The sequence below is a fragment of the Anaerosphaera multitolerans genome (genome assembly GCF_004006535.1).
In the GTDB taxonomy this organism is placed as follows: Bacteria; Bacillota; Clostridia; order Tissierellales; family Peptoniphilaceae; genus Anaerosphaera; species Anaerosphaera multitolerans.
In genome coordinates, this window is sequence record NZ_RLIH01000002.1 from 131,296 (window position 1) to 153,713 (window position 22,418).

Consider the following 22,418-nt stretch of genomic DNA (forward strand, 5'->3'; position numbering starts at 1 on the left):
GAAAGCTTTATTTTTCTATGGAAAGCTTTTTTTGATTTAATTTATTTTCCGTAAATTCACCAAGTAAAGTGTAGATTACGGCAAAAAGAGGAACGAAAAGCCACATTCCTATTATTCCGAATACAGCGCCTCCTACTATTACTCCAAGCATAGTCCACATTGCAGGAAGTCCTATGGCATCTCCCACTACTTTCGGATAGATTAAATTACCCTCAATCTGTTGAAGTATTACCACCATAATCACATAAATTAAAGCTTGTGTCGGCGATTCAATTAAGATTAGCATAACTCCCAAAGCTCCTGCTATAAAAGCTCCAAATATGGGTATTAAAGCCAGAAAGGCAGTTAATATGGAGATTGTAGCCGCATTTGGAAGTCTGAGTATATTCATAGTTACAAAAGTCATAATACCAAGGATTGTAGCATCAGTTACCTGACTTACTATGGTATTGTAGAAAAACTTGTGTCCCAGGGAAAGTATATGAATAATTGTGTCGCCGTTTTTCTTGCTAAAGAGTGAATAGAGCATTCGCCTAGCCTGATGTCCCAAAGTTTCTTTACTTGCCAATATGTAAATAGAAAATATAAAGGCTACAAACATATTTGCCAAGGAGCTAATCAGTGAAGTTGCCGTACTAATAGCGTTGGTAAAAAAAGTGGAATCCTGCCTTAAGAGAAAATTATTTACATTTTCAAAAATCGTATTCCAACTAAATTGAGAAAGTTGAGCTTCTAGTTCCAAAGCATAGTTTTTTAAAGGTTCAATTGACCTCATCCAATTAAGTAGCTGGTCAAAAAATATTGGAAATTTCTGCTCTAAACTTTGAATGGATTTTATTAGTTGCGGTGCCAATAAAAATATTAAAAAGAGCAGCATAAAAAGCACTATTAGAATTGATAAAAATAAAGCTAAAGGTCTTTTATACTTTTGAAATTTTTGAGATTTGACCTTTGAAAACAGTTTATTTTCCAAAAAATTCATGGGAATTTTCAATACAAAGGCAAGTGCGGCTCCAATTATTAATGGAGATATAATATTAAGTATTCTTTTTATTACATAGAAGACAGTTGATAGGTTTAACAGTAGAAAGTAAAATGAAATGGCTGCCAACATAGTAATTAAAAGATTTTTATTTAAGAAATTCTTTTTTTCACTATCGTTCATAATAACTCCTTTATTAATAGTCGTGATATAGATTGTCAATTATCAATAGTAGACTTAAAAATAATTCTCTTGAATTTTTAACTACATGCTCATATTTAAGAGTATAAACTTTTTTGTTCTTAACTATCTTTCCTCTTATAGAGGCACATTTTACCTTGTTATAGTAAATTTCAAAACTTTGAATGTTAATCATTCCCCTAAGAGATAAATTTCCTGAGGAAAGGTCTATATAAAAATCGGGGATTCTATAACTTTTCCTCTGTTTTAGAGAGTAGTTTTCTTTTCCTATGGTAATTGTGTAAAGCTCATTGGAAATGGGAACTTGAATAAGTTTAAAAATAGAGATTATTTCTCTATTTCCCTCATTAACTGTTATTTTAGATTGATACAAATTTCCCTTCTTGAAAAAATCTAAAAGAGGAGAGTATAAGTCAACGTGAGCTGTCATTGTAAGTTCACAATTTTCATAGATTTCGTATTTAAAATTATCAAGTATGGTATAGTCACAGGATACTGATATTTCCTTCATATTATCACCTGGTTTAATTTTACAATATTGCCACCAATCTTTCAATTGCTCTAATTGATTAAGACTATTTTCTGTTATATAATTACAGGAAACGGTAAAAGAGGTTTTTTAATGTTAGTAGAGAAAGTGTTAAAACTTGGCAATTATGGGAAGCGAAGTACAGATCGCTTAGAAATATCAATAATAACGGCTGTCTTTGGAATTGTGGCCAATGTATTTTTGGCGGCTGTAAAAATTTTACTTTTTATCTTTTCAGGTTCAGTATCAATACTTGCAGATGCCATTAACAACGCAACAGATAGCATATCTTCCATAGTTACTTTAGTAGGGGCAAAGCTGTCGTCAATGCCTGCAGATAAGGAACATCCCTATGGCCACGGCAGAATTGAATATATTTCAGCTTTGGTGGTTTCTGTATTTGTACTTGTTGCGGGAATTGAATTTATACGGACTTCCTATAATAGGATAATATATCCTGTAGAAGTGGAATTTAGTATTTATTCCATAGTACTAATGGTACTTTCTATAGGAGTAAAATTATATATGGCACATTTCTATAGTGAAATTTCGGAAAAGATAAATTCAAGGCCAATAAAGGCTCAATCTAAGGATTCCCTCTCAGATGTATTTGTAACGGGAGTTGTAGTTCTGTCAATAGTGGTAAATAAAATGACCGGACTGTTAATAGATGGGTATGTGGGTATAGTTGTAAGTTTGTTTATAATTTATTCGGGATATGAACTTATAAGTGAGACTTTAAGCGCCTTAATAGGAGAAGCGCCTGAAGAAGGTTTCTTAAAAAAAATTGAAGAAATTGCCTTAAGTGACGATAGGATTTTTGGAGTACATGATATTATAGTTGCCAGATTCGGTCCCCAAAACACCTATGTAAGTTTACACGTTCAAATAGCTTACAATATGACTTTAGTTGAGGCCCATTCCCTAGTTGACAATATTGAAATTGAAATAGAAGAAAAATTAAACTGTATTGCAAGTATTCATATAGACCCCGTGGGAATTTATTCCGATGATGAAAGAAAAATAGTAGGGATTTTAAATAAGGTTATTAGAGAAAATAAAGAGATTAAGTCCTTTCATGATTTAAACTGTGAGGATAAGATAATTAAAGTTGAAGTAGTAGTCAACGGTAACATAGTTAAGACGGAAGAAGAGGAAGATGAGATTTTAAAATTAATTAAAAAGGAATTAAAAAAAGAATTTGATTATGAGTATAATATAATAATAGATAGATATTTTTGAGGTAATTTATGGAAGTTTTAATTATAGGTGCAGGAGAAATGGGACAGGAGATAATCAGGTCCATGTCCATGGAAGATTATAGCATTACAGTAGTAGACAGTGATGAAAAATTTTTGTCGGAAATAGATTCCAATATAAAAATCAAGACTGTACTTGGAAATGGTTTGGACAGAAAACTTTTAAAGAGTTTGGATATTGGAAATTTTGACTTTGTAGTAGCTCTTACAGACTCGGATAAGATAAATATTTTAATTTGCACAATGTCTAAAAATTTAGGTGCAAAGTATACAATTTCTCTTATAAGACAGGCGGACTCCATTGATGAACTATTTTACTTAAGGGATTCTTTGGGAATAGACTACATAGTAAATCCTGATTTGGAAATTGCAAAGTCCATTGAAATAATAATAAAGGATAAATTAGTTTATCAATCAGACAGTTTTGGCAAGGGTAAAATTGAAGTTGCTGGACATTATGTGGACAATGATAAAGAATTTGAAGGTCAAAAATTAAAGGATATAGGAAGTCTTACCACTTTACTGGTAGTTGCCATTCAAAGGGGAAGTGAACTGATAATTCCCAATGGAGATACGGAAATTAAACGAAATGACTTTCTTTATTTAATGGGTCTGTCAAAGGACGTAATGAGTTTTAAAATGAAGTACTTTCGATTTGAGGTTAAAGATGAAAGAGAAAATATTTTAATAGTAGGCGGCGGAGGTACTTCTAAAAAGTTAGTGGAGATGATTGACGACTACGATATTACCATTGTGGAGAAAAATGCGGAAAAAGTGGAGGACCTTAGAAATAAGTATCCTGATATATTTGTTATTAAAAGGGAATTTAAAGGTCTGGACTTTTTTGATAAACCTGAAATAGAAAATGTTAATATATTTTTGGCGTTGACGGAAAATGATGAATTAAATATAGTTTTGGGAATGATGGCTAGAGAAAGCGGGATAGCTCAAGTTATTATAAAACTTACAACTATGAACTATGCTAAAATAGTAGACAGTTTAAATTTAACAGCGGTTTTAAATCCGTTAACAGTTACTTCAAATCGAATTATAAAGAGACTTAGGTCTGATAGAACGGTATCAATACAGCTTGCCTTTAATGGAGAAGCGGAGATATCGGAAATTAAGCTGGATGATAAAAGCGAGTTAATAGGAAAGACGATTGAAGAGATTTCACTTCCAAAGGGAATATTAATAGGAGGTATTATGAGAGAGGACAATGCTGCCATAGTTCCAAGGGGGAACAGCAGAATTGAAAAAGGTGATACTCTTATAATATTTTATAAAAGTGAAAACCGAAAGCAATTGGAAAGATTCATTGCTCCAAATATAAGCAAGGGATTTTTAGATAGATTTTTTAATTAAGAGGATACTATGAAAGAAATTTTAAAAAATGATTGGCAGGAGCTTTTAAAAGATGAATTTGAAAAGCCCTACTATTTAAATTTAAGGGAACTTCTAATAGAGGAGTATAAGAACTATGAGGTATTTCCAAAGGCGGAAGATATTTTTAATGCCTTTAACTATACTCCCTATAGTAATTTAAAGGTGGTAATTTTAGGGCAGGATCCCTACCACAATTTTGGACAGGCACACGGTCTTGCTTTTTCAGTAAAAGAGGGAGTGAAAATTCCCCCTTCTCTTGTAAATATATACAAGGAATTAAAAGAGGACTTAGGACTTGAAATTCCAAGTACGGGATACTTGATTAACTGGTCTAAACAGGGAATTATGCTTTTAAATACAACTCTTACTGTAAGAGCTCATTCGCCTATGAGTCATTCTAAAATCGGATGGGAGCTTTTTACAGACAGGGTAATTGAAGTAATAGACAGTGGAAGTAGGCCTGTAGTATTTATTCTTTGGGGGAACCATGCAAAGTCTAAAATGAAGTTAATTAAAAATGAGAAACACTTGGTTATTACAGGGGCACATCCAAGTCCCCTATCTGCCAACAGAGGTTTTTTCGGTTCAAGACCTTTTTCAAAGGCAAATACATTTTTGGAAAGTAACAATATAGAACCGCCGAATTGGAGGGTATAATGGAGTATTTAAAATCAGATTTTGTGGAAATTAAAAAAGAATATGCTGGAGAAGTACCTATGTATGTAGTTACTCCAAAACTAAATGTGGAGAAACACAAGACCATATTTTTCTACCACGGTTGGAGCAGCAATGCACTAAGCCAGATTTTCAGAGCTAATATATTGGCAAGTTATGGTTACCAGGTGATTTTACCGGAGGCAAGATTTCACGGTGAAAGAGGAGAGCTGGACTATGACTTGGAAGAAGTTACAAGAGCTCATATGATGCAGGTGATAATGCATAATATTGAAGAATTTCCAAGTATCTATAAATACAGTGTTGAAAATTTAAATGTAGATGAGGAAAATGTAGCAGTTTCAGGTCATTCCATGGGGGCGATTACTGCAGGAGGTCTTTTCACTTTTAAGACTTCTTTAAAGACGGCAGTGCTTTTTAACGGAACTATGAATTGGGAACACATAGTTGATGCGCTTATGGAAGGGGAAGATGAAATAAGCTATGAAAGAATGAGAATAAATGAATTTATGATTCAAATGAATCCTCAAATCCATTTAGAAGATTTAAAGGACAGAGCGCTGGGACTTTTTAACGGTGCAGAAGACGACGTAATGCCGCCAATATCTCAAGAGGAATTTTATGAAAAAGCAGTGGAGAAGTATGGGGATAAAGAGCTTATTAAATTTGAAAAGTTTGACCGTACTTACCACCAACTTACTACACAAATGTTGGAAAGTTCAATAATATTTTTAAAGGAAGTAGCAAAGTTTTAAGAGCGTCCTATAAACGAACCCTTAAACTCACATAGGGATTAAGGGTTCGTTTATAGGCCTTTTTTAAATTCCTTTTTTATATAGGGCAAAGGAGTATATCATAGGTAGAGATACTAAGAGTAAGGTAAAAAATAAAGGGAGATGGGCAAGAGGAGTTTCTGTTAAAAAGAAACCTGTGATTATAAAAAGAAATCCTCCTGCTATCCAAAGTTTTGATGCAAATCTATGGGTTTTATTCCAGTTTTCTTCACTGTTTAAAGTCCAGGGGATTTTAATTCCCACTGTGTAATTTTGTTTTGTCTTAGGCATATAGTTTCCTATTGCAATAAATATAAATCCAACTATTAAATTAACTGAAATACCAACAAAATCTGAGCTATATCCAAGGGCAACGGCATAGGTTGAAATCATTACTATTATGGAAGTAAGAGGAATTGCCCAAAATATAATTTTTAACATCTTATCACTTATGTTTTTTCGCTTTGGGTCCTGTAATGTAAAAAACAGGGTGAACAGGTGAATGGTGGTTAAAAATAAAGGCAGTCCAAGTATGGTAAAAGCTTTGCTGCTCCAGCCGTCAGGATTGTTATTTATATCAAAATGTGTGGCAATGGTGTCGGGAAGTTTATTCCAAAGTAACAATCCTATAAACAGAGGTATGAGGCAAAGGAAAGTTGTGAGGAGTACTGTCTTTTTATATTTTTTCATCTTCATCATCTCCTTTTAAATCTGAAAGCCATAGCATAATTTCCTCTACTACAGAGGTATTTAATTCATAGTAAATAAAGTTTTTATACTTAGTTTCTCTTAGCAAATCGGCTTTTTTTAAAATGTTTAAATGGTAGGAGATAGTGGGGGCTGTAATATTAAAGTTTTCCACAATTTCTCCTGCTGTCAGTCTTCCGTCTTTAAGTAAAGTCAGTATTTCTCTTCTTACAGGGTCAGACAATGCTTTAAAAGTTTCTGCAAATCCCATAATTACCTCCAAATCTGTTTAGATAAACATCTAAATAGATTATATATGACTTCATTCTTGTAGTCAATTCTATTTTGAAATTTATCTAATTAGTTATGACTTGAAAGTTTGAGGAGCTATATTATAAAATGGATTAAATAAGGAGTTACTATGAAATTTAAAAATATATACTTTAAAGAAGTCTTTTTAAATTTTCTATTCTATTGTGTCATAGGATGGATTTATGAAGTGTTTTTAGAAGTGGTGGTATATCGTTGGGGATTTTCAAATAGAGGTGTCCTTTTCGGTCCCTACCTACCCATATATGGTACGGGAGCCATGATTTTTCTAATTTTGCTTTCAAATTTAAAGAGTAGAAAAATTACAATTGGAAGAATAAATTTAAGTCCTTTTCTAGTTTTTTTGGGAATAGTATTTATAACTACTTTACTGGAGTTAGCGGGTAGTTATGTAATGGAATATACAAAGGGCGATTGGCTTTGGAATTATGAAGATTACTTTCTGAATTTTCAGGGGAGAGTGGCTTTAAATCCCAGCATTAGATTTGGGCTGGGTGGAATGGTAATAATGTATGGTTTACAACCTCTTTTTGAAAAGTGGATTTCAAAATTAAATCCTAAAGTTATAAATATTCTCTTTATAGTTTTATTTGCCCTTTTTCTATTAGATGTGGCAATTTATTTTTTAAAATAAAAAGTAGGCATTTAAATGTCTACTTTTTGTAATTTAATAAGTATAGTTTTTTATTTTTTCTTTTGAGTTTTATTTACAATGTCATCTATTTCCTTTGAGATGTCCTCAACGGATTTAGAAGCATCTATTATAAAATCGGCATAGGATGAAAAATCTTGAGCGGCCTTAATTCTCTCCTCTATTTTTTCGGAGCTATCGCCTCGCTCTTTCATCCTCTCAACCATAGTATCCACATTGGACTTTAGATAGATACATATGGCATTTTTAAATTCCGACTTTATTTTTTTCACCCCATTTAAATCTACAACAACAACTGCGTTATTTTCGGAATCTATGTACTTTTTAAATTCTGCCTTAGGCGTTCCGTAGTAATTATTGGAATAGTGAGTAGTTTCTAAAAAGAAATCCTGCTTTTTAAGTTTTAAAAATTCAGGAACACTTAGAAAGTGGTAGTCCAAACCATTTACTTCGCCCTCTCTTTTCTTTCTAGTAGTATATGTAATAATTTTAAAAAAATTATCTTTTTTTCTAAGTAAGTTTGCTTGAGTGGTTTTTCCTGTACCGGAAGCTCCAACTATTAAATAAATCATAGGTCCTCCATTTACTAATTGTGTAAATAAATTATATTGCAGTTAATAATTAATTTTAGTGGGAATAATATTCTAATTATGAAATTTTATAGGGAATAAATACACAGAATTTTAAAATATTCTAATGTTTTTAATTCAAGCTATTTCGATTTGTTAAACTAATTTCTTATTATAGGTTTACATTTTTTACATACTGTACACTTAACAATTTCTTTATTGCCTATGTCCAGTCCTCAGCATCACATTCAATGAAAATTCCATATACTATTCACTTTAAAAAAAGCATCTTCTAAAAATATTTTTATTTATGTTTTGTCTAATATTAAGTTGTCTTTAGGTAGGTAAAGTTAAAATACGTTTGTTTTCTTTAATGAAGTATTATTATACCACTATCAGCTTGAAGAAAACAATATTATTTGGCGGAGCATAGTGGCAATATGAAACTTAAGAATTTTAGGTGTTGGAATGTTTCTAAGTGTTGTAATAGTTAATTTCGAGGAAGTAATTGTACTAGGACATACAGATTATAGTAAAATATTTTATTAAAAAAGGAAGGCTCAACCTTCCTATAACAATGTACTAAATAATTTTTGAGTGTATTCATGGTGTTCACTTTCAAAAAATTCTCCGGCATTGAATATTTCCACCATTTCGCCCTTGTACATAACGCCCACTCTGTCGCATAAATATTCTATTACATTTAGGTCATGGGATATAAAGAGACAGGTGAACTGTCTTTTCTCCTGCAGTTTGCGAATTAAGTTTAGGATTGCAGATTGAACGGATACGTCCAAAGCGCTTACTCCCTCATCGATAATTACAAATTCAGGGTTCACTATTAGGGCGGAGGCTATGGAAACTCTCTGTCTTTGACCTCCGGAAAGGTCTTCTGGATATTGATCCATTAAGGAGGGGTCAATTTCAACTTCATATAGGATTTCCTCGGCCATTTTCCTTCTACTTGCCTTATCTCCTATTTTATGAATCATTAAAATTTCCTCTATGGACCATCCGATTTTACGTTTAGGATCTAGAGCGGAATAGGGATTTTGAAATATTATTTGAACTTGTTTGCGCCATTTTTTTTCTTCTTCTCTGGTAAAGGTGGAGATATCTCTGCCCTTAAAGTAAATCTTACCTTGGGACATGGACTTAAGTCCTATAATTAAATGACCGAGAGTGGTTTTTCCACTTCCGCTTTCACCTACAAGTCCGAAAATCTCCCCCTTATTAATACTGAAGGAAACGTCATTTACTGCAATAAATTCCTTGGGCTTTTCAAAAATACTTTTACTTTTACCCTTATATTTTTTTGAAACATTTTCCAATCTAATAATTTCTTCCATAGTCTTCCTCTTATTAGTTGTCATATAGATGACAACAGACTTTTTGATTTCCAAAATCCGATGTTTTGGGAAAAACTTCCCTGCAAATTTTCATACGGGACTCGCATCTTTTATAAAAGGGACAACCTATTTCAATCCTATCTTTAAGGGGAGTAACCTGTCCCGGTATGTTGTAAAGGGGTTGGCCCCTTTTTTTGTAGTCGGGAATTGCCTTGAGCAGTCCCTTTGTATAGGGATGTTTAGGTGTATTTATAATTGCATTAATGTCGCCCTCTTCGATTATCCTTCCCGCATACATTACCATAATCCGTTTACATATCTTACTTACAAGTTTTAAGTCATGGGATATAAATAAGACAGCTCCTCTATATAAGTCCTCAATGTCCTTAAAGAGTTTTAAAATTTGAGTTTGGATAGTGGCGTCAATGGCAGTGGTGGGTTCGTCGGCAATTAAAACTCTTGGATTCGCCACTAAAGCCATAGCTATCATAATTCTCTGTTGCATTCCTCCTGAAAGTTCGTGGGGATACCATTCATAAATCTCCTCAGTATTTCTAAGCCCTACTTTTTTCATTGTATCTACTACTATTTCTTTACGCCTTTCCTTGGAAAAATCAAAGTGGATTTCCAACACTTCTTCTATCTGTCTTCCCACCTTCATCAGGGGATTTAGCGAATTCATAGGTTCTTGAAATATCATTGAGATTTTTCTTCCTCTCAGCTGCTGCCATTTTTCAGGGGAGGAGTGGATGATTTCTTCTTCCATTAATTCAATGGAGCCGCTTTTTATAATGGCTTTGGGATGTTGAAGTCCCATAATAGTTTGAGCCGCCACACTTTTCCCGCAGCCTGACTCTCCAACCAGACCTACAAAATCATGTTCATGTAGCTCAAAGTTCATATCTATTACGGCCTTTTTGTCACCTGTATCAAAGGGAAAGGCCACACTTAAATTTTCAACTTTTAATAAATTTTTCATTTTCCAGCTCTTTTTATTCTCCTATCTCTTAATCCGTCAGCTAGCAGCGTAAAGCCAAAGACCATTAAGGTCAAAGTAAGGCCTGTAAATATAAAGTACCAGGGAGCTTTGTAAAAATAGGCTTGGGATTCCTTTAGCATCCTACCCCAACTGGGGTTAGGGGGCTGAACTCCAAGGCCTAAATAACTGAGTCCGGCTTCGCTGATAATAGTCGTTGATAGTGAAAGTGTAACTGCCACTATCAGTTGTTCAAGTATATTTGGAATAATGTGAAACAGAGCAATGTGAAGTCCCTTTGCACCCTTGGCATTTGAGGCTTTTACATAGTCCATTTTTTTTATCTGCAAAAATCCGCTTCTGGATACTCTGGAGAAGTAGGGAATACCCATTACTCCAAGAGCTATTATAGTATTTTTGACTCCGGGGCCTGATATTGAAACGAGCATAATTGCAAATAAAATTCCGGGGATGGACATTAGTGCATCTATAAAACGCATTAGCACTTCATCTACATATCTGCCCATATATCCGCTAATACCACCAATTAAAAGTCCAAAGAACAGAGATAGAAAAACCGCTCCAAAGGATACTATAAAGGTGGTCTTACTTCCTTCCATTATTCTGGAAAATATATCTCTTCCGAAGTTATCCGTTCCAAAAATATGTTTTGAGGAAGGAGGCATAAACTTAATGGAAGAGTTTATTTCATTTGGGTCATAGGGAGTATAGAAAAGACTTATTAAAAACATAATTAAAAAGAATATTATTATCCCTATTCCTATTTTCATAGATCTTTTTCTTACTTCCATCAATCGCCACTCCTAATTCTAGGGTCAATTACTTGGTACAGTATGTCTATGGCAAAATTTATAAATATAACCATTGTGGCTATAATTAAAACCACTGACTGTATAAGTACGAAGTCCCTACTTGATACTGATTGTACTATTAAACTTCCAAGTCCCGGAAGTGCAAATACATTTTCAATTATTATACTTCCGCCAATACTGGAGGTAAATATAATGCCTAAAATGGTTAGAACAGGTATAAGCGCATTTCTTAAAACGTGTCTATAGAGTATGGTGCTTTGCTTTTGCCCTTTAACCAAGGCAGTTCTCACATAGTCCATTCTCATCTGTTCTAAAATTGAAGTTCTTAAATACCTTACAACTACGGCTATATTTGAAATGGATATGGAAAAAGCAGGTAGAAAGAAAGAATATAGTCTACTAAAGAAATTTCCATCCATTACATTGTAACCGAAAGTGGGAAACCATTTTAATTTCAGGGAAAATACCAACATTAATAAAAAGGATATCCAAAAAGATGGAATGGAGATTCCCAGTTGGGTAATAGTTCCCACAACTCGTCCATACCATTTGCTATCCCTAGATGCCACCCATATTCCAAGAGGTATTCCCAAAATCAGGGTAATAGCCAGAGAATATAGAGTTAAAAACAATGTTACGGGAAATCTGGAAGCAAATAAATCCGCTACAGGGACTTGGTACTTAATACTCTTTCCCATATCGCCATGAAGTAAGTTTACCAGCCAAGAGCCGTACCTTTCAATCATGGGTTTATCTACGCCAAGTTCCTTTTCCAAAAGCTGTATCTGATATTTGTCAGCTTCTGTTCCCAACATGATTTCTGCCGGATTGCCCGGCAGAACTTGAAATATTAAAAATATCATAATACTTACAAGGAAAAGTGTAAGTATTATGGAAATAAATTTTCTAATTAAAAATCTCATAACCTACTCAATCTTATTTTTCTAAATATACGTCTTCTAAATTCATCTTCTGTATCGGATACATTTCAAGACCTTCTATACCGGGTCTTAAAGCTGTTATTGAATCAGGGTCCTGAATAAATACACTTGCGTTGTCCTCTACTAAAATTTTTTGTGCTTCCTTATAGTGTGCAATTTGCTCTTCTTCACTAATTGCAGTTGAGGCTTTTTCAATTGCCTCATCATATTTTGGATTGTTAAAGTTAATGTAATTGGAACTATAATCGCTTACATATCTTACTAGAATTTGATTTGGATCTAGGTATCCTATAAAGCCCACTATTGTAGCTTCAAAATCCCTGTCATTATAAACTTTACTTAGCCATGTGGAAAACTCAATTGGTTCAATAGTAACTCTTACATTTACTTTAGAAAGCTGACTTTCAAGTAATTCCGCCGTATCCATATGGTATTGATAGTCGCTTGGAACAGTTACATTTAAGTCAAATCCGTTTTCATAACCGGCTTCAGCCAAAAGAGCCTTTGCTTTTTCAACATCATAGGTGTAGTATTCCGACAGGTCTTCGTAGTATTTTGGAAGAGCGGGACTGAAACTGGAGCATATTTTAGTGGCTTTATTTTCGCCGACTGTACTTACAATTTCATCTCTATCTACTGCATAATTTAAAGCCTCACGAACTTTGGGATCTTTTAAAGGACCGAAATCATTATTTAATCCAAAGGCCTGTACAAGGTTTTGCGGTCCTGAAATTAAAGTTACATCTCCCAGTTGATTAGCTTCGTTGGGAGAAATTCTAGGAACTATGTCAACTTCACCTGACTGCATTGCCATAATTACAGTCTGTCTGTCCTTAATTCTAATTATATTTAGGTTTTTAAACTTAGCCACATGGTCTTTTCTATGGTAGTCATCAAATCTTTCCAATTTCAGCTGTTCTCCGGGAGTTCTGGATACGAATTTAAAAGGTCCCGTTCCTATGGGAAACTGTTCATTTTCAGTGTAGTCCTTTTGAACAATGGGTTTTAAAGTCAGGTAAATAAATTCATTTTTTCTCTCTTTTAATTGAACTTCCACTTCATAGTCGGAAAGTGCTTTTACGTCCTTAATAATTTCAAACTTTGAGTTTTTAGGTTCGCCGGAACTTAATCCTGCCAACTCACTATAGGTATATACCACATCCTCGGCGTTAAAATCCTCTCCATTGTGAAATTTTACGCCTTCTTTTAATTTAAAGGTATAGGTTGTGCCGTCATCGCTTATGTCGTAACTTTCAGCTAAGTCCGGAACTAAATTTCCCTCTACATCGCTGTCAAAAAGTCCATCAAATACGTTGTCCATAATGGTTTCAGTATCTCCTGCAGTCATTTTAAAAGGATCCATGCTGTCAAGTTCAGTAAAGATAGCTACTTTTAAAGTATCTTCTGCGTCTTGTGTCGTACTTTTATCTTCACCATTACCACATGCTATTAAACTAAGGGATAGGGTGAAAACAATTGCAAATAATACAAACTTTTTTTTCATAAAACAACTCCTTATAATTATAGAAACTCAAAGTAATAAGAGTATACCATTAAAATAATTTAAAGTATATCTGAGAAGAGGTAAATAATATTTTTCACACTTTGAGTTTAAAACATACAACTATATTATACTAGGTTAATAAAGCAAAACAATTTTAAATTTGAGAGTATAAAAGGAAGTACAATTTTAAATTTAAGCACAAAAATATATTGGGTTTACAAAAATTATCAGTTAAAAATAATTAGTTAATAGTATATAATTTATTATTGGAGGAGATTATGAATAGAAAAAAAATTAGTGTTTTATTAATGAGTATGCTGTTAATTTTATTGACAGCTTGTGGTAATAAAGAAGAAGTTGTGGAAAAAAGTGTGGAGCCTACAAGTATTAGCATTGGGGCCTTAAAGGGGCCGACGGCTATGGGGCTTGTAAAACTTTTCAATGATTCTGACAAGGGTGTGGAGCAGGGAAATAACTATAAATATAAAATTGCAGCCTCACCTGATGAAATAGTTGCAGGATTGTCAAAGGGAGAATTTGACGTAGCTGCCATACCTGCAAATTTAGCCTCAATATTGTATAATAAGACAGAGGGGAAATTATTAAAGGTATCCAATCTTAATACTCTGGGAGTGCTTTACATTGCCTCCAAGGAGGATATTGACACTTTAGAGGATTTAAAGTCAAAGACTGTAATAATGAGCGGAAAAGGTTCAACTCCGGAATTTGCCTTTAAGGAAATTCTTTTAAAAAAGGGTATAGATCCGGAAAGGGATTTAAAGATTGAATACAGGTCTCAGCATGAAGAGGTTTTGGCTGAACTTATTAAAGACGATTCAGTGGTGGCGCTGTTGCCTCAACCTTTCTTAACTGTTGCGGAGACAAAAGTAGAGGGACTAAAAGTAAACTTTTCTTTAAACGACCTTTGGGAGGACTTTAGCGGAGAGCCTTTAATAACTGGAGTATTAGTAGTTAGAAATGAATTTTTAGAAGAAAACAAGGAAAACTTCGACTTGTTTTTAGAAGAATATAAAGCTTCAGTGGACTTTGTAAATGAGAATATTGAGGAAGCGGCTGTTTTAGTGGGCAATTATGACATAGTTCCGGAAGAAGTGGCTAAAATAGCAATACCCAAGTGTAATATAGTATATGTTGAGGGCGATGAGTTAAAGGCAGCTCTAACAACTTACTTGGAAGTCTTATCTCAGTCGGATAAAGCCTCGGTGGGAGGAGAGCTACCTGATGAAAACTTTTACTATAAAAGATAATGTAAAGAAGTTTTTAACAGTTCTATTTTGGATTTTAATATGGCAAGTAGTTAGCCTGTTTACAGAGGAGATACTTTTTGTATCTCCTTTTAAGGTGCTGCCAAAAATTTTTGAAAACTTGGGAGATTTAAACTTTTATCAAAATCTGCTAAGTACGGTTTTAAAGGTGTCTTGGGGTTTTATTTTAGGACTTATAGCGGCACTTTTTTTGGGTGGATTGTCCTATAGGTTTAAAGTTTTCCAAGAGTTGATTTCACCTTTAATTTTATTTTTAAAATCGGTGCCGGTAGTAAGCTTTATAATGTTGGCTTGGTTGTTTTTAAGTCCTCAAGGCATCCCTGTTTTAATTTCCTTTATTATCGTAGTACCCATTGTGTATTTAAATTTCTATGAGGGGCTTTCAAGAGTGGATAAAAGCTATTTGAATATGGCAGAGGTATTTAATGTGGGATTGTGGAAAAAAGTGGAGTACATTTATCTTCCATCAGTTAGGGGATACCTACTAAGTGCAGTGGAGCTTAGTATTGGGATGGCGTGGAAGTCGGGACTTGCGGCGGAAGTTATAACTTTTCCCGAATTTGGTTTGGGAGCATTAATTTATAACAGTAAGCTTTACTTGGACACTGTTAATTTATTTGCCTATACAATAATGGCGGTGGTAAGTTGTTACATACTTGAAAAAGGAGTTCTTTACATAATCAGGAGGATTTTAAAATGAATATAGCAGTTAAAAATTTAAAAAAATCCTTTGATGGTCAGCTTTTATTTGAAAATTTAAGTTTTGAATTAAAAGATGGAGATGTCCTTGGAATATTGGGCAAGTCCGGCAAGGGCAAGACCACTTTAATAAATATTTTACTTGGATTGGAAAAAAGTGACGAGGGAGAAGTTACATATAGTGAAGAACCTTGCTTTTCTGTGGTATTTCAGGAAAATTTACTTTTTGAAGAAAAGACAGTCTATGAGAATGTAAAATTTGTATGTGATTCCAAAGAGATGATTTTAAAACTGTTAAATGAAATCGGATTGGGAGATTACCTTAATTCCAAGGTATCTATTTTATCGGGGGGAATGAAAAGAAAATTATCATTAGTTAGAGCAGCGGCAAAAGAGGGTAATATTTTTATAACGGATGAAGCAATTCGAGAGGTGGATTCCGTCAATAAAAATAAGATGGTGGAATTTTTAATGGAGCATAGAGGAAACAATCCTCTAATATATATTACTCACGATGAGGAAGATTTAAAGTTAATAGGTGCAAATAAGATAATAAGATTAAAGGATTGAGGGGATAGTGATGAGTTTTTCAGATAGCAGGCCAATCGGTATATTTGACAGTGGAGTGGGAGGTTTAAGTGTACTTAAGGAACTAAGAGAACTTCTTCCAAAGGAGAATTACATATACATAGGAGATACGCTTAGGATGCCCTATGGAGATAGAGAACCTTCCGAGATTAAAGATTATACTATTGAATGTTTTGAAAAATTAAAAGCTGAAAATGTAAAGGCGGCTGTTTTGGCTTGTAGTACTTCTACAAGTTACAGCCTAGATGAATTAAAAGAAAAATTTGACTTTCCCATAATAGGAGTAATAGGTGCAGGTGCTCTTGAAACTATTATGAGTACTGAAAATAAAAATGTGTTACTACTTGATACTAATGCAACAGTTAAAAGCGGTATTTATGAAAAAACTATAGCGAAGATAGATTCTAAGATAAATTTAATATCTCAAGGCTGTCCCGATTTGGTAAAAGCTGTGGAAGAAGGTTACGGAGAAAGTGTGGTGGGCTTTAGTATAGCAAAAAAATACATTGATATCTACGATGACTTTGACTATGATACTTTAATTTTAGGTTGTACTCACTTCGGACTGGTGGAAGAAAATATTGAAAACATACTGAAAGAAGTGGGGAAGAATGCTAAAATAGTAAATCCTGCTTATTCTACAGCCGTTCAACTCTCTAGAATACTTGAAGAGTTTAGAATTTTAAATTCAGAAGGGGAGAGTAAGGTGAAATACTTTGTATCGGGAGATGGGGAGAACTTTAAAAATATGATTGTGGATTTTTTAAAGGAGCCTAGAGATAGTATTAATATTGAAAAGCTGGAAGTGACTGTTTAATAGGAATTGAGCTTAAGTACGGGGCTAAAATTTTAAATACAGGCTTTAATATAAAATAAAGTTTAAAGGAACTGTTTAAGTTATTTGTAATTTACCAGAGTAAAGAAGATGTTTTACTCTGGTTTTGCTTTATTATCAGAATGATTTAAAAATATGTTTTTGAATGATATTAATATTTGGTTTCATAAAAATAAATTTTTATTTTCACAAATCATCATATTTTAGAAATGCAAAATAAATTGCAAATGAATTTCAGTATATTAGAATTAACTGCAACTAGATAATACACTTATTGTATTTTCAGCATTACGAACTATGTACAAGAGGAAAATAAGTTGGCATTGAATTTGCATTATAGATATATAGGAGGTGAAAAAATTGAAAATAGCAATAGTAGGAAAATATCCGCCCAAGGCTGTAGATTTGATTTTAGAAAATATGAAAAATAGAGAAAATATTAAAGTGGAAATAGTATCTACAGAAGACGAATATAAAACTTTGACAGATGCGGATTGCATTATTCTGAGAATTTTTAAAATAACAAAAGATGATTTAGATAGGATTGAGAATTTAAAATTCATTCAAAAATGGGGGGTGGGATTTGATTCAATAGATGTAGATTATGCGAGGGAAAAAGGCATTGATGTAAGTAATGTACCTGGATCAAATGCAGATTTTGTATCTGAATTAGCTGTTTTATTAATGTTATCATTATATAGGAAACTGACACTACATGATCAAGAAATTAGAAAGGGAATATGGGGCAAGGAGAGGCATGTAGATGAGACGTTTTCTTTAAAAAATAAAACAGTTGGCTTAATTGGTTTGGGAAATATTGGGAAAGAAGTTGCAAAAAAAGTAAAAGTTTTTGGAGCAAAGGTTCAGTATTATGATATAGAAAGAATTAGTATTGGAGAAGAAAACAATTTAGATATTTGTTTTAAAAGTTTTGAAACTTTAATAGAAACGTCAGATGTAATTAGTTTGCATTTACCTTTAAATAAAAATACCAAAAATATAATAAGTAAAAAAGAAATTAGTAGAATGAAGAAGGAAGCCGTAATAATTAATACTGCAAGAGGAGGTTTAATAGATCAGGGTGAATTAATAAAAGCACTTAATGAAAATAGAATTTTAGGAGCTGGATTAGATTGTTTTTCAAAAGAACCTCTTTTAAAAAATGATCCGATATTAAAAGCTAAAAATACTGTATTAACACCTCATGTTGGTGGGACATCAATGGATTTATTGGATATCATGATTCCTGAGATAATAAATAATGTTAATAATTTTATTGATAATGATGAACTAAATTATATCGTAAACTAGAAGGAGAGTAGACTTATGGAGGTAAATAATAGAATTTTTTTAAAAAGATATATGTTAGAAGAGAAAATTTTACGAGAATATGAAAATATACCTACTGCTAATATTGGAGATGCGATGTTTAGATTATCCAATATGGATTCAAGAATAAAATTAATATCCACTCCGAATAAAATAGTAGTAGGAAGAGCGATTACAGTAAAAGCAAGATCTGGAGATAATTTAATGTTGCATAAAGCATTAGATATAGGTGGACCAGATGATTTTATAGTTGTATCTAATGATGGAGGAAGTGAAAGAGCTTTAATGGGAGAGATTATGGCTATATATGCAGAAAAGGTCAGAAATATCTCAGGAATTATTATTGATGGTCCAATTAGAGATGTAGATGAATTATCAAAAATGGGGATGGCTATTTATGCAACAGGAATTACGCCGAAAGGTCCTTATAAGGAAGGTCCTGGGGAAATTAATACTCCTATAACCTGTGGAGAACAAGTGGTTTTACCTGGGGATTTAATAGTAGCAGATAGTGATGGAGTTGCTGTAATACATTATAAAGATGTAAAGCAAATTTTAGATAAAATTAAAGAATTTCAAAAAAATGATTTCAAAAAAGTTCAATTAGCTAAAGAAGGAAAATCAGATAGAAAATGGGTAGATAAAAAATTATTTGAAAAAAAAGTTGAATTTTTAGAGAAAGTTTATTAATTAGAAATAGGAGGAAGCTTTATGAAAAAGAAATTATCAATTATAATTATGTGTTTGGCATTCTTATTAATAGGATGTAGTAGTAATAATTCCAAAGAAAACATTTCGAAAGAGGAAATTAATTGGCCTGAAAAAACAGTTGAAATAACGTTACCATATAATGCTGGAGGGGATACAGATTTATATTGTAGAACGGCAGCTAAGTACTTGGAGGAAGAGTTGGGACAAACGTTTGTAATAGTAAATAAGGCTGGAGGAAGTGGTATAGTTGCTTCGAAAGAAATAATGGCATCCAAACCAGATGGATACAAGATGTTATTTAACCATACTGCAGCATTAGTACAGGAGACGACGGGACTAGCTGATTTTTCTTATACAGATGATTTTGCTAATGCTGGTACAATAATTGAAGATAGTACATACACTTTAGTGGCAAGAGCTGATTCTGGCTGGAACACTTTAGAAGAAATGGTAGAGGAAGCTAAAGAATCTCCTAAAAAAATCAGCTATTCAATAGTTCATGGTTCTGTAACTCATTATGTAGCAGAGCAAATTGAAAAGTCTGCAGGAATTGAATTGAATAAATTGGATGTAGGATCTTCTTCTGCAGATAGAACTGCTGCATTTTTAGGAGGTCAAGTAGATCTACTGGTTGTAAACTATATAAATATTGCAGATTATATAGAAGCTGGAACAGTAGTCCCTTTAGCTATTTTATCAACGGAACGAATTCCTACAATTCCTGATGTTCCTACTGCTGTTGAACAGGGATATGAAGTAGTTTCAAGAAAATTGTATGAATTTAAATTTCCAAAAGATACTGATCAACAAATTGTAGATACATTCACAGCAGCTTTAGAAAAAATTTCTAAAAATGAAGAGTTTCAAAAAGAAGTAGAAAAATTTCATGGACAAGCGTTTTATAGGAGCCCTGAACTAACTTCTAAAGAAGATAAAGAACAAGTTGAAGACTTAAGTAAAGTTATGGGAGAGAGTTAATTATTGTTAGAAACTTTTAGGAGTGATATTATGACAAAAAAATTAAAAGAGTATTTAACCTCTGTCATCTTTTTAATATTTGGGATATTTTTAATATTTTTTTCTGGTAAAATGGATATTTTCATAGAAAATGATGTAGGTCCAAGTTTTATGCCTAAACTTGTGGGAATAACTTTGACTATTCTATCTATAGCAAAGTTTATTTTGGCAGTAAATAGAAAAGATAAAGAGATGTTTAGTGATTTATTAATAGATAGGGGAGGAATATATTCTATTGTTCTAGTATTTGTATATTTTTTAATTTTAGAGAAAGTAGGTTTTATTTTAAGTACGATACTATATTTATTTATTCAAATAGAGATTTTAAATAAATATGATGAGCAAAATATTAAAGTAAAGATACTAGTTTCTTTGTTTGTTCCTATAATAATATATTTTTTATTTACCAGAGCGTTTCAATTGATGCTACCTGCTGGTATGTTAGGTTAGGAGGAGGTTATATAATGATCATTGAGGGCATCTTAGCGGTAATAACTTCACCAGTTTGCTTGATATTAGTTTTTTTAGGTGTAGTAGTAGGAATAGTTTTTGGATCTATACCAGGACTTTCTGCTACGATGGCTCTGGTTTTATTTTTACCAATGTCTTTTGGAATGGATCCAATAAATGGGATTTCTCTTTTAATTGGACTATATATAGGAGGAATTTCAGGAGGGCTCATATCGGCGATACTTTTAAAAATACCAGGAACACCGTCTTCAATAGCTACTGTTTTTGATGGAGGGCCGATGGCTGATAGGGGCGAGGCTGGAAGAGCATTAGGAATAGGAATTTTATATTCGTTCATTGGTGGCATCATAAGTGTTATAGCATTAATATTTATTTCGCCATATCTGGCAAATATAGCGTTAAAATTCACCCCGTTTGAATATTTTGCAATAGCTTTTTTTTCTCTTACAATAATAGCGAGTTTATCAGGAGATTCTCTTATAAACGGTGTATTAAGTGGGCTGTCGGGGATGGCATTTGCTTTTGTAGGAATGGCACCACTAGATAGCTATACTAGATTTACCTTTGGAAATTATCAATTATTATCTGGATTTGATATAGTAATTATACTATTAGGTATATTTGCGGTTAAAGATATATTGGAGGTAGGATTTAATAGAAAAAAAATAAAAGCTGAGGGAATCAAAAAAACGTATAAAATGAAGGGGTTTGGGATTAGTCTAGAAGAGTTTAAAGAGCAATTTGGAAACATGATTAGATCAGCGTTAATTGGATTAGGAATAGGAATTTTACCAGGTATAGGGGGTTCAACTTCTAGTATTCTTGCATATTCGGCGGCAAAAAACACTTCTAAATATCCCGAAAAATTCGGAACTGGAGCAATTGATGGTGTAATAGCTTCGGAAACTTCTAATAACGCAACTACTGGAGGAGCGTTAATACCTTTGTTAACTATGGGTATTCCAGGAAACACTGTAACAGCTGTCTTACTTGGTGGTCTAATGATACATGGTATATCCCCAGGACCTTTAATTTTTGAAAAAAATGGTGTATTTATGTATGCAATTTTTACATCTTTAATAATAGCAAATATATATATGATAATTGTAGAATTTTTAGGGATAAATTGGTTTGTGAAGTTGTTAGATATTCCGAAAACTATATTACTGCCAATAGTAATGGTGACTTGTACTGTTGGAGCTTTTGCAGTAAATAATAGAATGTTTGATGTTTGGGGTATGTTGCTATTTGGTTTGATAGGATTACTATTTAAAATATTAGATATACCTACAACTCCTTTTATTATAGGTTTTATTCTATCGCCAATGGCAGAAGAAAATTTAAGGAGAGCATTATTAATGAGTAATAATAGTATAATACCTTTTTTCACCAGACCTATTTCATTGGTATTTATAGTGTTGGGTTTTTTCTCTATAGCAATTTCAATCAGGAGAGCTCTTAAGAATAAAGAATTTAAAGAATTGTAATCTATGTATTATAAATAGCGTGGAATTTGCAATTTAAAATAATGTTTTCGATTATAAAAAGTTAGACTCTTATGAAGTGACCTATATAAGTGGAGTAAATAAAAAAGCACCTTGTATTGAAATTTATTGTAAAATAAAATCAATGGAGGTGCTTTTTGTATGAAAAGAACTGTGCATGGCTATGAAACTAAAATGAAAGTTATTGAAATGAAGTTAAGTGGATATTCTAATAGACAAGTCAAAAATGAGTTAGGACTTAAAAGTAAATCTCAAGTACAAACCTAGTGGATATCGCGGTGGTGAGCTACATAGATTAATCGACTCATTGGCAAGTAATATTCCTATGGTA

General features: G+C 32.9%; 25 protein-coding genes. 15 read left to right on the forward strand and 10 right to left on the reverse strand.

Features of this window, described 5'->3' with window-relative positions; genetic code table 11:
* Nucleotides 1–7: 7 nt before the first annotated feature.
* Together EF514_RS01960 and EF514_RS01965 are read right to left on the reverse strand one after the other, a co-directional pair.
* On the reverse strand, nt 8–1,165 hold the full coding sequence (locus EF514_RS01960; RefSeq protein ID WP_127723280.1) for an AI-2E family transporter: 1,158 nt from the start codon (nt 1,163–1,165) through the stop codon (nt 8–10).
* A 13-nt stretch (nt 1,166–1,178) separates the two neighbouring features.
* Nucleotides 1,179–1,694: a hypothetical protein gene (locus EF514_RS01965; RefSeq protein WP_127723282.1), complete on the reverse strand. Its 516-nt coding sequence runs from the start codon at nt 1,692–1,694 to the stop codon at nt 1,179–1,181.
* Nucleotides 1,695–1,805: 111 nt separating this feature from the next.
* Between EF514_RS01965 and EF514_RS01970 the strand changes: the two genes are divergently transcribed.
* The 4 genes from EF514_RS01970 to EF514_RS01985 are packed head-to-tail and all read left to right on the forward strand — an operon-like array spanning nt 1,806 to nt 5,787.
* Nucleotides 1,806–2,954, forward strand: a complete 1,149-nt coding sequence (locus tag EF514_RS01970) for a cation diffusion facilitator family transporter (RefSeq protein ID WP_127723284.1) — start codon at nt 1,806–1,808, stop codon at nt 2,952–2,954.
* A gap of 8 nt (nt 2,955–2,962) precedes the next feature.
* Complete coding sequence (trkA, locus tag EF514_RS01975) at nt 2,963–4,336, forward strand: Trk system potassium transporter TrkA (RefSeq protein ID WP_127723286.1); 1,374 nt, start codon at nt 2,963–2,965, stop codon at nt 4,334–4,336.
* A 9-nt stretch (nt 4,337–4,345) separates the two neighbouring features.
* Nucleotides 4,346–5,014 carry a uracil-DNA glycosylase gene (locus tag EF514_RS01980; RefSeq protein WP_127723288.1) on the forward strand — a complete coding sequence of 223 codons (669 nt, stop codon included), beginning with the start codon at nt 4,346–4,348 and terminating at the stop codon, nt 5,012–5,014.
* Nucleotides 5,014–5,787, forward strand: coding sequence for a prolyl oligopeptidase family serine peptidase (locus tag EF514_RS01985; protein WP_127723290.1), 774 nt, complete (start codon nt 5,014–5,016; stop codon nt 5,785–5,787). The genes EF514_RS01980 and EF514_RS01985 overlap by 1 nt, the downstream gene beginning before the upstream one ends.
* A 63-nt stretch (nt 5,788–5,850) precedes the next feature.
* On the opposite strand, the gene EF514_RS01990 is transcribed toward EF514_RS01985, so the two are convergent.
* Nucleotides 5,851–6,495, reverse strand: coding sequence for an SdpI family protein (locus tag EF514_RS01990; protein ID WP_127723292.1), 645 nt, complete (start codon nt 6,493–6,495; stop codon nt 5,851–5,853).
* Entirely contained in the window at nt 6,482–6,763 is a 282-nt protein-coding gene (locus EF514_RS01995; protein ID WP_127723294.1) for an autorepressor SdpR family transcription factor, read from the reverse strand. Before EF514_RS01995 ends, EF514_RS01990 begins: the two co-directional genes overlap by 14 nt.
* Nucleotides 6,764–6,913: 150 nt before the next feature.
* Here EF514_RS01995 and EF514_RS02000 point away from each other — a divergent pair, with 150 nt between their 5' ends.
* Complete coding sequence (locus EF514_RS02000; protein ID WP_127723296.1) at nt 6,914–7,456, forward strand: putative ABC transporter permease; 543 nt, start codon at nt 6,914–6,916, stop codon at nt 7,454–7,456.
* Nucleotides 7,457–7,506: 50 nt separating this feature from the next.
* On the opposite strand, the gene EF514_RS02005 is transcribed toward EF514_RS02000, so the two are convergent.
* The 6 genes from EF514_RS02005 to EF514_RS02030 form a co-directional block, all read right to left on the reverse strand.
* On the reverse strand, nt 7,507–8,046 hold the full coding sequence (locus tag EF514_RS02005; RefSeq protein ID WP_127723298.1) for a guanylate kinase: 540 nt from the start codon (nt 8,044–8,046) through the stop codon (nt 7,507–7,509).
* 566 nt (nt 8,047–8,612) lie between these two features.
* On the reverse strand, nt 8,613–9,392 hold the full coding sequence (locus EF514_RS02010) for an ABC transporter ATP-binding protein (protein WP_127723300.1): 780 nt from the start codon (nt 9,390–9,392) through the stop codon (nt 8,613–8,615).
* A gap of 13 nt (nt 9,393–9,405) precedes the next feature.
* Nucleotides 9,406–10,371, reverse strand: coding sequence for an ABC transporter ATP-binding protein (locus EF514_RS02015; RefSeq protein ID WP_127723302.1), 966 nt, complete (start codon nt 10,369–10,371; stop codon nt 9,406–9,408).
* Nucleotides 10,368–11,180, reverse strand: a complete 813-nt coding sequence (locus EF514_RS02020; RefSeq protein WP_127723304.1) for an ABC transporter permease — start codon at nt 11,178–11,180, stop codon at nt 10,368–10,370. The genes EF514_RS02015 and EF514_RS02020 overlap by 4 nt, the downstream gene beginning before the upstream one ends.
* Nucleotides 11,180–12,124, reverse strand: a complete 945-nt coding sequence (locus tag EF514_RS02025; protein ID WP_127723306.1) for an ABC transporter permease — start codon at nt 12,122–12,124, stop codon at nt 11,180–11,182. The genes EF514_RS02020 and EF514_RS02025 overlap by 1 nt, the downstream gene beginning before the upstream one ends.
* Before the next feature lie 13 nt (nt 12,125–12,137).
* A complete protein-coding gene (locus EF514_RS02030) occupies nt 12,138–13,646 on the reverse strand; it encodes an ABC transporter substrate-binding protein (RefSeq protein WP_127723308.1) in 1,509 nt (502 codons plus the stop codon).
* A 278-nt stretch (nt 13,647–13,924) separates the two neighbouring features.
* On the opposite strand from EF514_RS02030, the gene EF514_RS02035 reads away from it, so the two are divergent.
* The 10 genes from EF514_RS02035 (at nt 13,925) to EF514_RS10960 (ending at nt 22,354) form a co-directional block, all read left to right on the forward strand.
* Nucleotides 13,925–14,914 carry an ABC transporter substrate-binding protein gene (locus EF514_RS02035; protein WP_127723310.1) on the forward strand — a complete coding sequence of 330 codons (990 nt, stop codon included), beginning with the start codon at nt 13,925–13,927 and terminating at the stop codon, nt 14,912–14,914.
* Nucleotides 14,889–15,632, forward strand: coding sequence for an ABC transporter permease (locus EF514_RS02040; RefSeq protein WP_127723312.1), 744 nt, complete (start codon nt 14,889–14,891; stop codon nt 15,630–15,632). The genes EF514_RS02035 and EF514_RS02040 overlap by 26 nt, the downstream gene beginning before the upstream one ends.
* Nucleotides 15,629–16,201 (forward strand): ATP-binding cassette domain-containing protein, encoded by a 573-nt coding sequence (locus tag EF514_RS02045; RefSeq protein ID WP_127723314.1) that lies wholly within the window; start codon nt 15,629–15,631, stop codon nt 16,199–16,201. The genes EF514_RS02040 and EF514_RS02045 overlap by 4 nt, the downstream gene beginning before the upstream one ends.
* A 10-nt stretch (nt 16,202–16,211) precedes the next feature.
* Complete coding sequence (gene murI / locus EF514_RS02050) at nt 16,212–17,036, forward strand: glutamate racemase (protein ID WP_127723316.1); 825 nt, start codon at nt 16,212–16,214, stop codon at nt 17,034–17,036.
* A gap of 378 nt (nt 17,037–17,414) precedes the next feature.
* On the forward strand, nt 17,415–18,365 hold the full coding sequence (locus tag EF514_RS02055) for an NAD(P)-dependent oxidoreductase (protein WP_164845524.1): 951 nt from the start codon (nt 17,415–17,417) through the stop codon (nt 18,363–18,365).
* Between the two features lie 15 nt (nt 18,366–18,380).
* Complete coding sequence (locus EF514_RS02060; RefSeq protein ID WP_127723320.1) at nt 18,381–19,073, forward strand: RraA family protein; 693 nt, start codon at nt 18,381–18,383, stop codon at nt 19,071–19,073.
* A 21-nt stretch (nt 19,074–19,094) separates the two neighbouring features.
* Nucleotides 19,095–20,072 (forward strand): tripartite tricarboxylate transporter substrate binding protein, encoded by a 978-nt coding sequence (locus tag EF514_RS02065; protein WP_127723322.1) that lies wholly within the window; start codon nt 19,095–19,097, stop codon nt 20,070–20,072.
* 30 nt (nt 20,073–20,102) lie between these two features.
* Nucleotides 20,103–20,561: a tripartite tricarboxylate transporter TctB family protein gene (locus EF514_RS02070; protein WP_127723324.1), complete on the forward strand. Its 459-nt coding sequence runs from the start codon at nt 20,103–20,105 to the stop codon at nt 20,559–20,561.
* A gap of 14 nt (nt 20,562–20,575) precedes the next feature.
* The gene (locus tag EF514_RS02075; RefSeq protein ID WP_127723326.1) at nt 20,576–22,069 is read left to right on the forward strand and encodes a tripartite tricarboxylate transporter permease; all 1,494 of its coding nucleotides are present in this window, start codon (nt 20,576–20,578) and stop codon (nt 22,067–22,069) included.
* Between the two features lie 159 nt (nt 22,070–22,228).
* Nucleotides 22,229–22,354, forward strand: a complete 126-nt coding sequence (locus EF514_RS10960) for a hypothetical protein (RefSeq protein WP_276317155.1) — start codon at nt 22,229–22,231, stop codon at nt 22,352–22,354.
* Nucleotides 22,355–22,418 lie beyond the last annotated feature (64 nt).

What these genes read in the sequence shown, in the direction of transcription:
- EF514_RS01970 (WP_127723284.1), top strand. Translation starts at nt 1,806, where the DNA reads ATGTTAGTAGAGAAAGTGTTAAAACTTGGCAATTATGGGAAGCGAAGT.
- EF514_RS10960 (WP_276317155.1), top strand. Translation starts at nt 22,229, where the DNA reads ATGAAAAGAACTGTGCATGGCTATGAAACTAAAATGAAAGTTATTGAA.
- EF514_RS02025 (WP_127723306.1), bottom strand. Translation starts at nt 12,124, where the DNA reads ATGAGATTTTTAATTAGAAAATTTATTTCCATAATACTTACACTTTTC.
- EF514_RS01980 (WP_127723288.1), top strand. Translation starts at nt 4,346, where the DNA reads ATGAAAGAAATTTTAAAAAATGATTGGCAGGAGCTTTTAAAAGATGAA.
- trkA (WP_127723286.1), top strand. Translation starts at nt 2,963, where the DNA reads ATGGAAGTTTTAATTATAGGTGCAGGAGAAATGGGACAGGAGATAATC.
- EF514_RS02060 (WP_127723320.1), top strand. Translation starts at nt 18,381, where the DNA reads ATGGAGGTAAATAATAGAATTTTTTTAAAAAGATATATGTTAGAAGAG.
- EF514_RS02040 (WP_127723312.1), top strand. Translation starts at nt 14,889, where the DNA reads ATGAAAACTTTTACTATAAAAGATAATGTAAAGAAGTTTTTAACAGTT.
- EF514_RS02015 (WP_127723302.1), bottom strand. Translation starts at nt 10,371, where the DNA reads ATGAAAAATTTATTAAAAGTTGAAAATTTAAGTGTGGCCTTTCCCTTT.
- EF514_RS02000 (WP_127723296.1), top strand. Translation starts at nt 6,914, where the DNA reads ATGAAATTTAAAAATATATACTTTAAAGAAGTCTTTTTAAATTTTCTA.
- EF514_RS02035 (WP_127723310.1), top strand. Translation starts at nt 13,925, where the DNA reads ATGAATAGAAAAAAAATTAGTGTTTTATTAATGAGTATGCTGTTAATT.
- EF514_RS02065 (WP_127723322.1), top strand. Translation starts at nt 19,095, where the DNA reads ATGAAAAAGAAATTATCAATTATAATTATGTGTTTGGCATTCTTATTA.
- EF514_RS02010 (WP_127723300.1), bottom strand. Translation starts at nt 9,392, where the DNA reads ATGGAAGAAATTATTAGATTGGAAAATGTTTCAAAAAAATATAAGGGT.
- EF514_RS01990 (WP_127723292.1), bottom strand. Translation starts at nt 6,495, where the DNA reads ATGAAAAAATATAAAAAGACAGTACTCCTCACAACTTTCCTTTGCCTC.
- EF514_RS02070 (WP_127723324.1), top strand. Translation starts at nt 20,103, where the DNA reads ATGACAAAAAAATTAAAAGAGTATTTAACCTCTGTCATCTTTTTAATA.
- EF514_RS02075 (WP_127723326.1), top strand. Translation starts at nt 20,576, where the DNA reads ATGATCATTGAGGGCATCTTAGCGGTAATAACTTCACCAGTTTGCTTG.
- EF514_RS02020 (WP_127723304.1), bottom strand. Translation starts at nt 11,180, where the DNA reads ATGGAAGTAAGAAAAAGATCTATGAAAATAGGAATAGGGATAATAATA.
- EF514_RS02005 (WP_127723298.1), bottom strand. Translation starts at nt 8,046, where the DNA reads ATGATTTATTTAATAGTTGGAGCTTCCGGTACAGGAAAAACCACTCAA.
- EF514_RS01965 (WP_127723282.1), bottom strand. Translation starts at nt 1,694, where the DNA reads ATGAAGGAAATATCAGTATCCTGTGACTATACCATACTTGATAATTTT.
- EF514_RS02030 (WP_127723308.1), bottom strand. Translation starts at nt 13,646, where the DNA reads ATGAAAAAAAAGTTTGTATTATTTGCAATTGTTTTCACCCTATCCCTT.
- EF514_RS01985 (WP_127723290.1), top strand. Translation starts at nt 5,014, where the DNA reads ATGGAGTATTTAAAATCAGATTTTGTGGAAATTAAAAAAGAATATGCT.
- murI (WP_127723316.1), top strand. Translation starts at nt 16,212, where the DNA reads ATGAGTTTTTCAGATAGCAGGCCAATCGGTATATTTGACAGTGGAGTG.
- EF514_RS01960 (WP_127723280.1), bottom strand. Translation starts at nt 1,165, where the DNA reads ATGAACGATAGTGAAAAAAAGAATTTCTTAAATAAAAATCTTTTAATT.
- EF514_RS02045 (WP_127723314.1), top strand. Translation starts at nt 15,629, where the DNA reads ATGAATATAGCAGTTAAAAATTTAAAAAAATCCTTTGATGGTCAGCTT.
- EF514_RS01995 (WP_127723294.1), bottom strand. Translation starts at nt 6,763, where the DNA reads ATGGGATTTGCAGAAACTTTTAAAGCATTGTCTGACCCTGTAAGAAGA.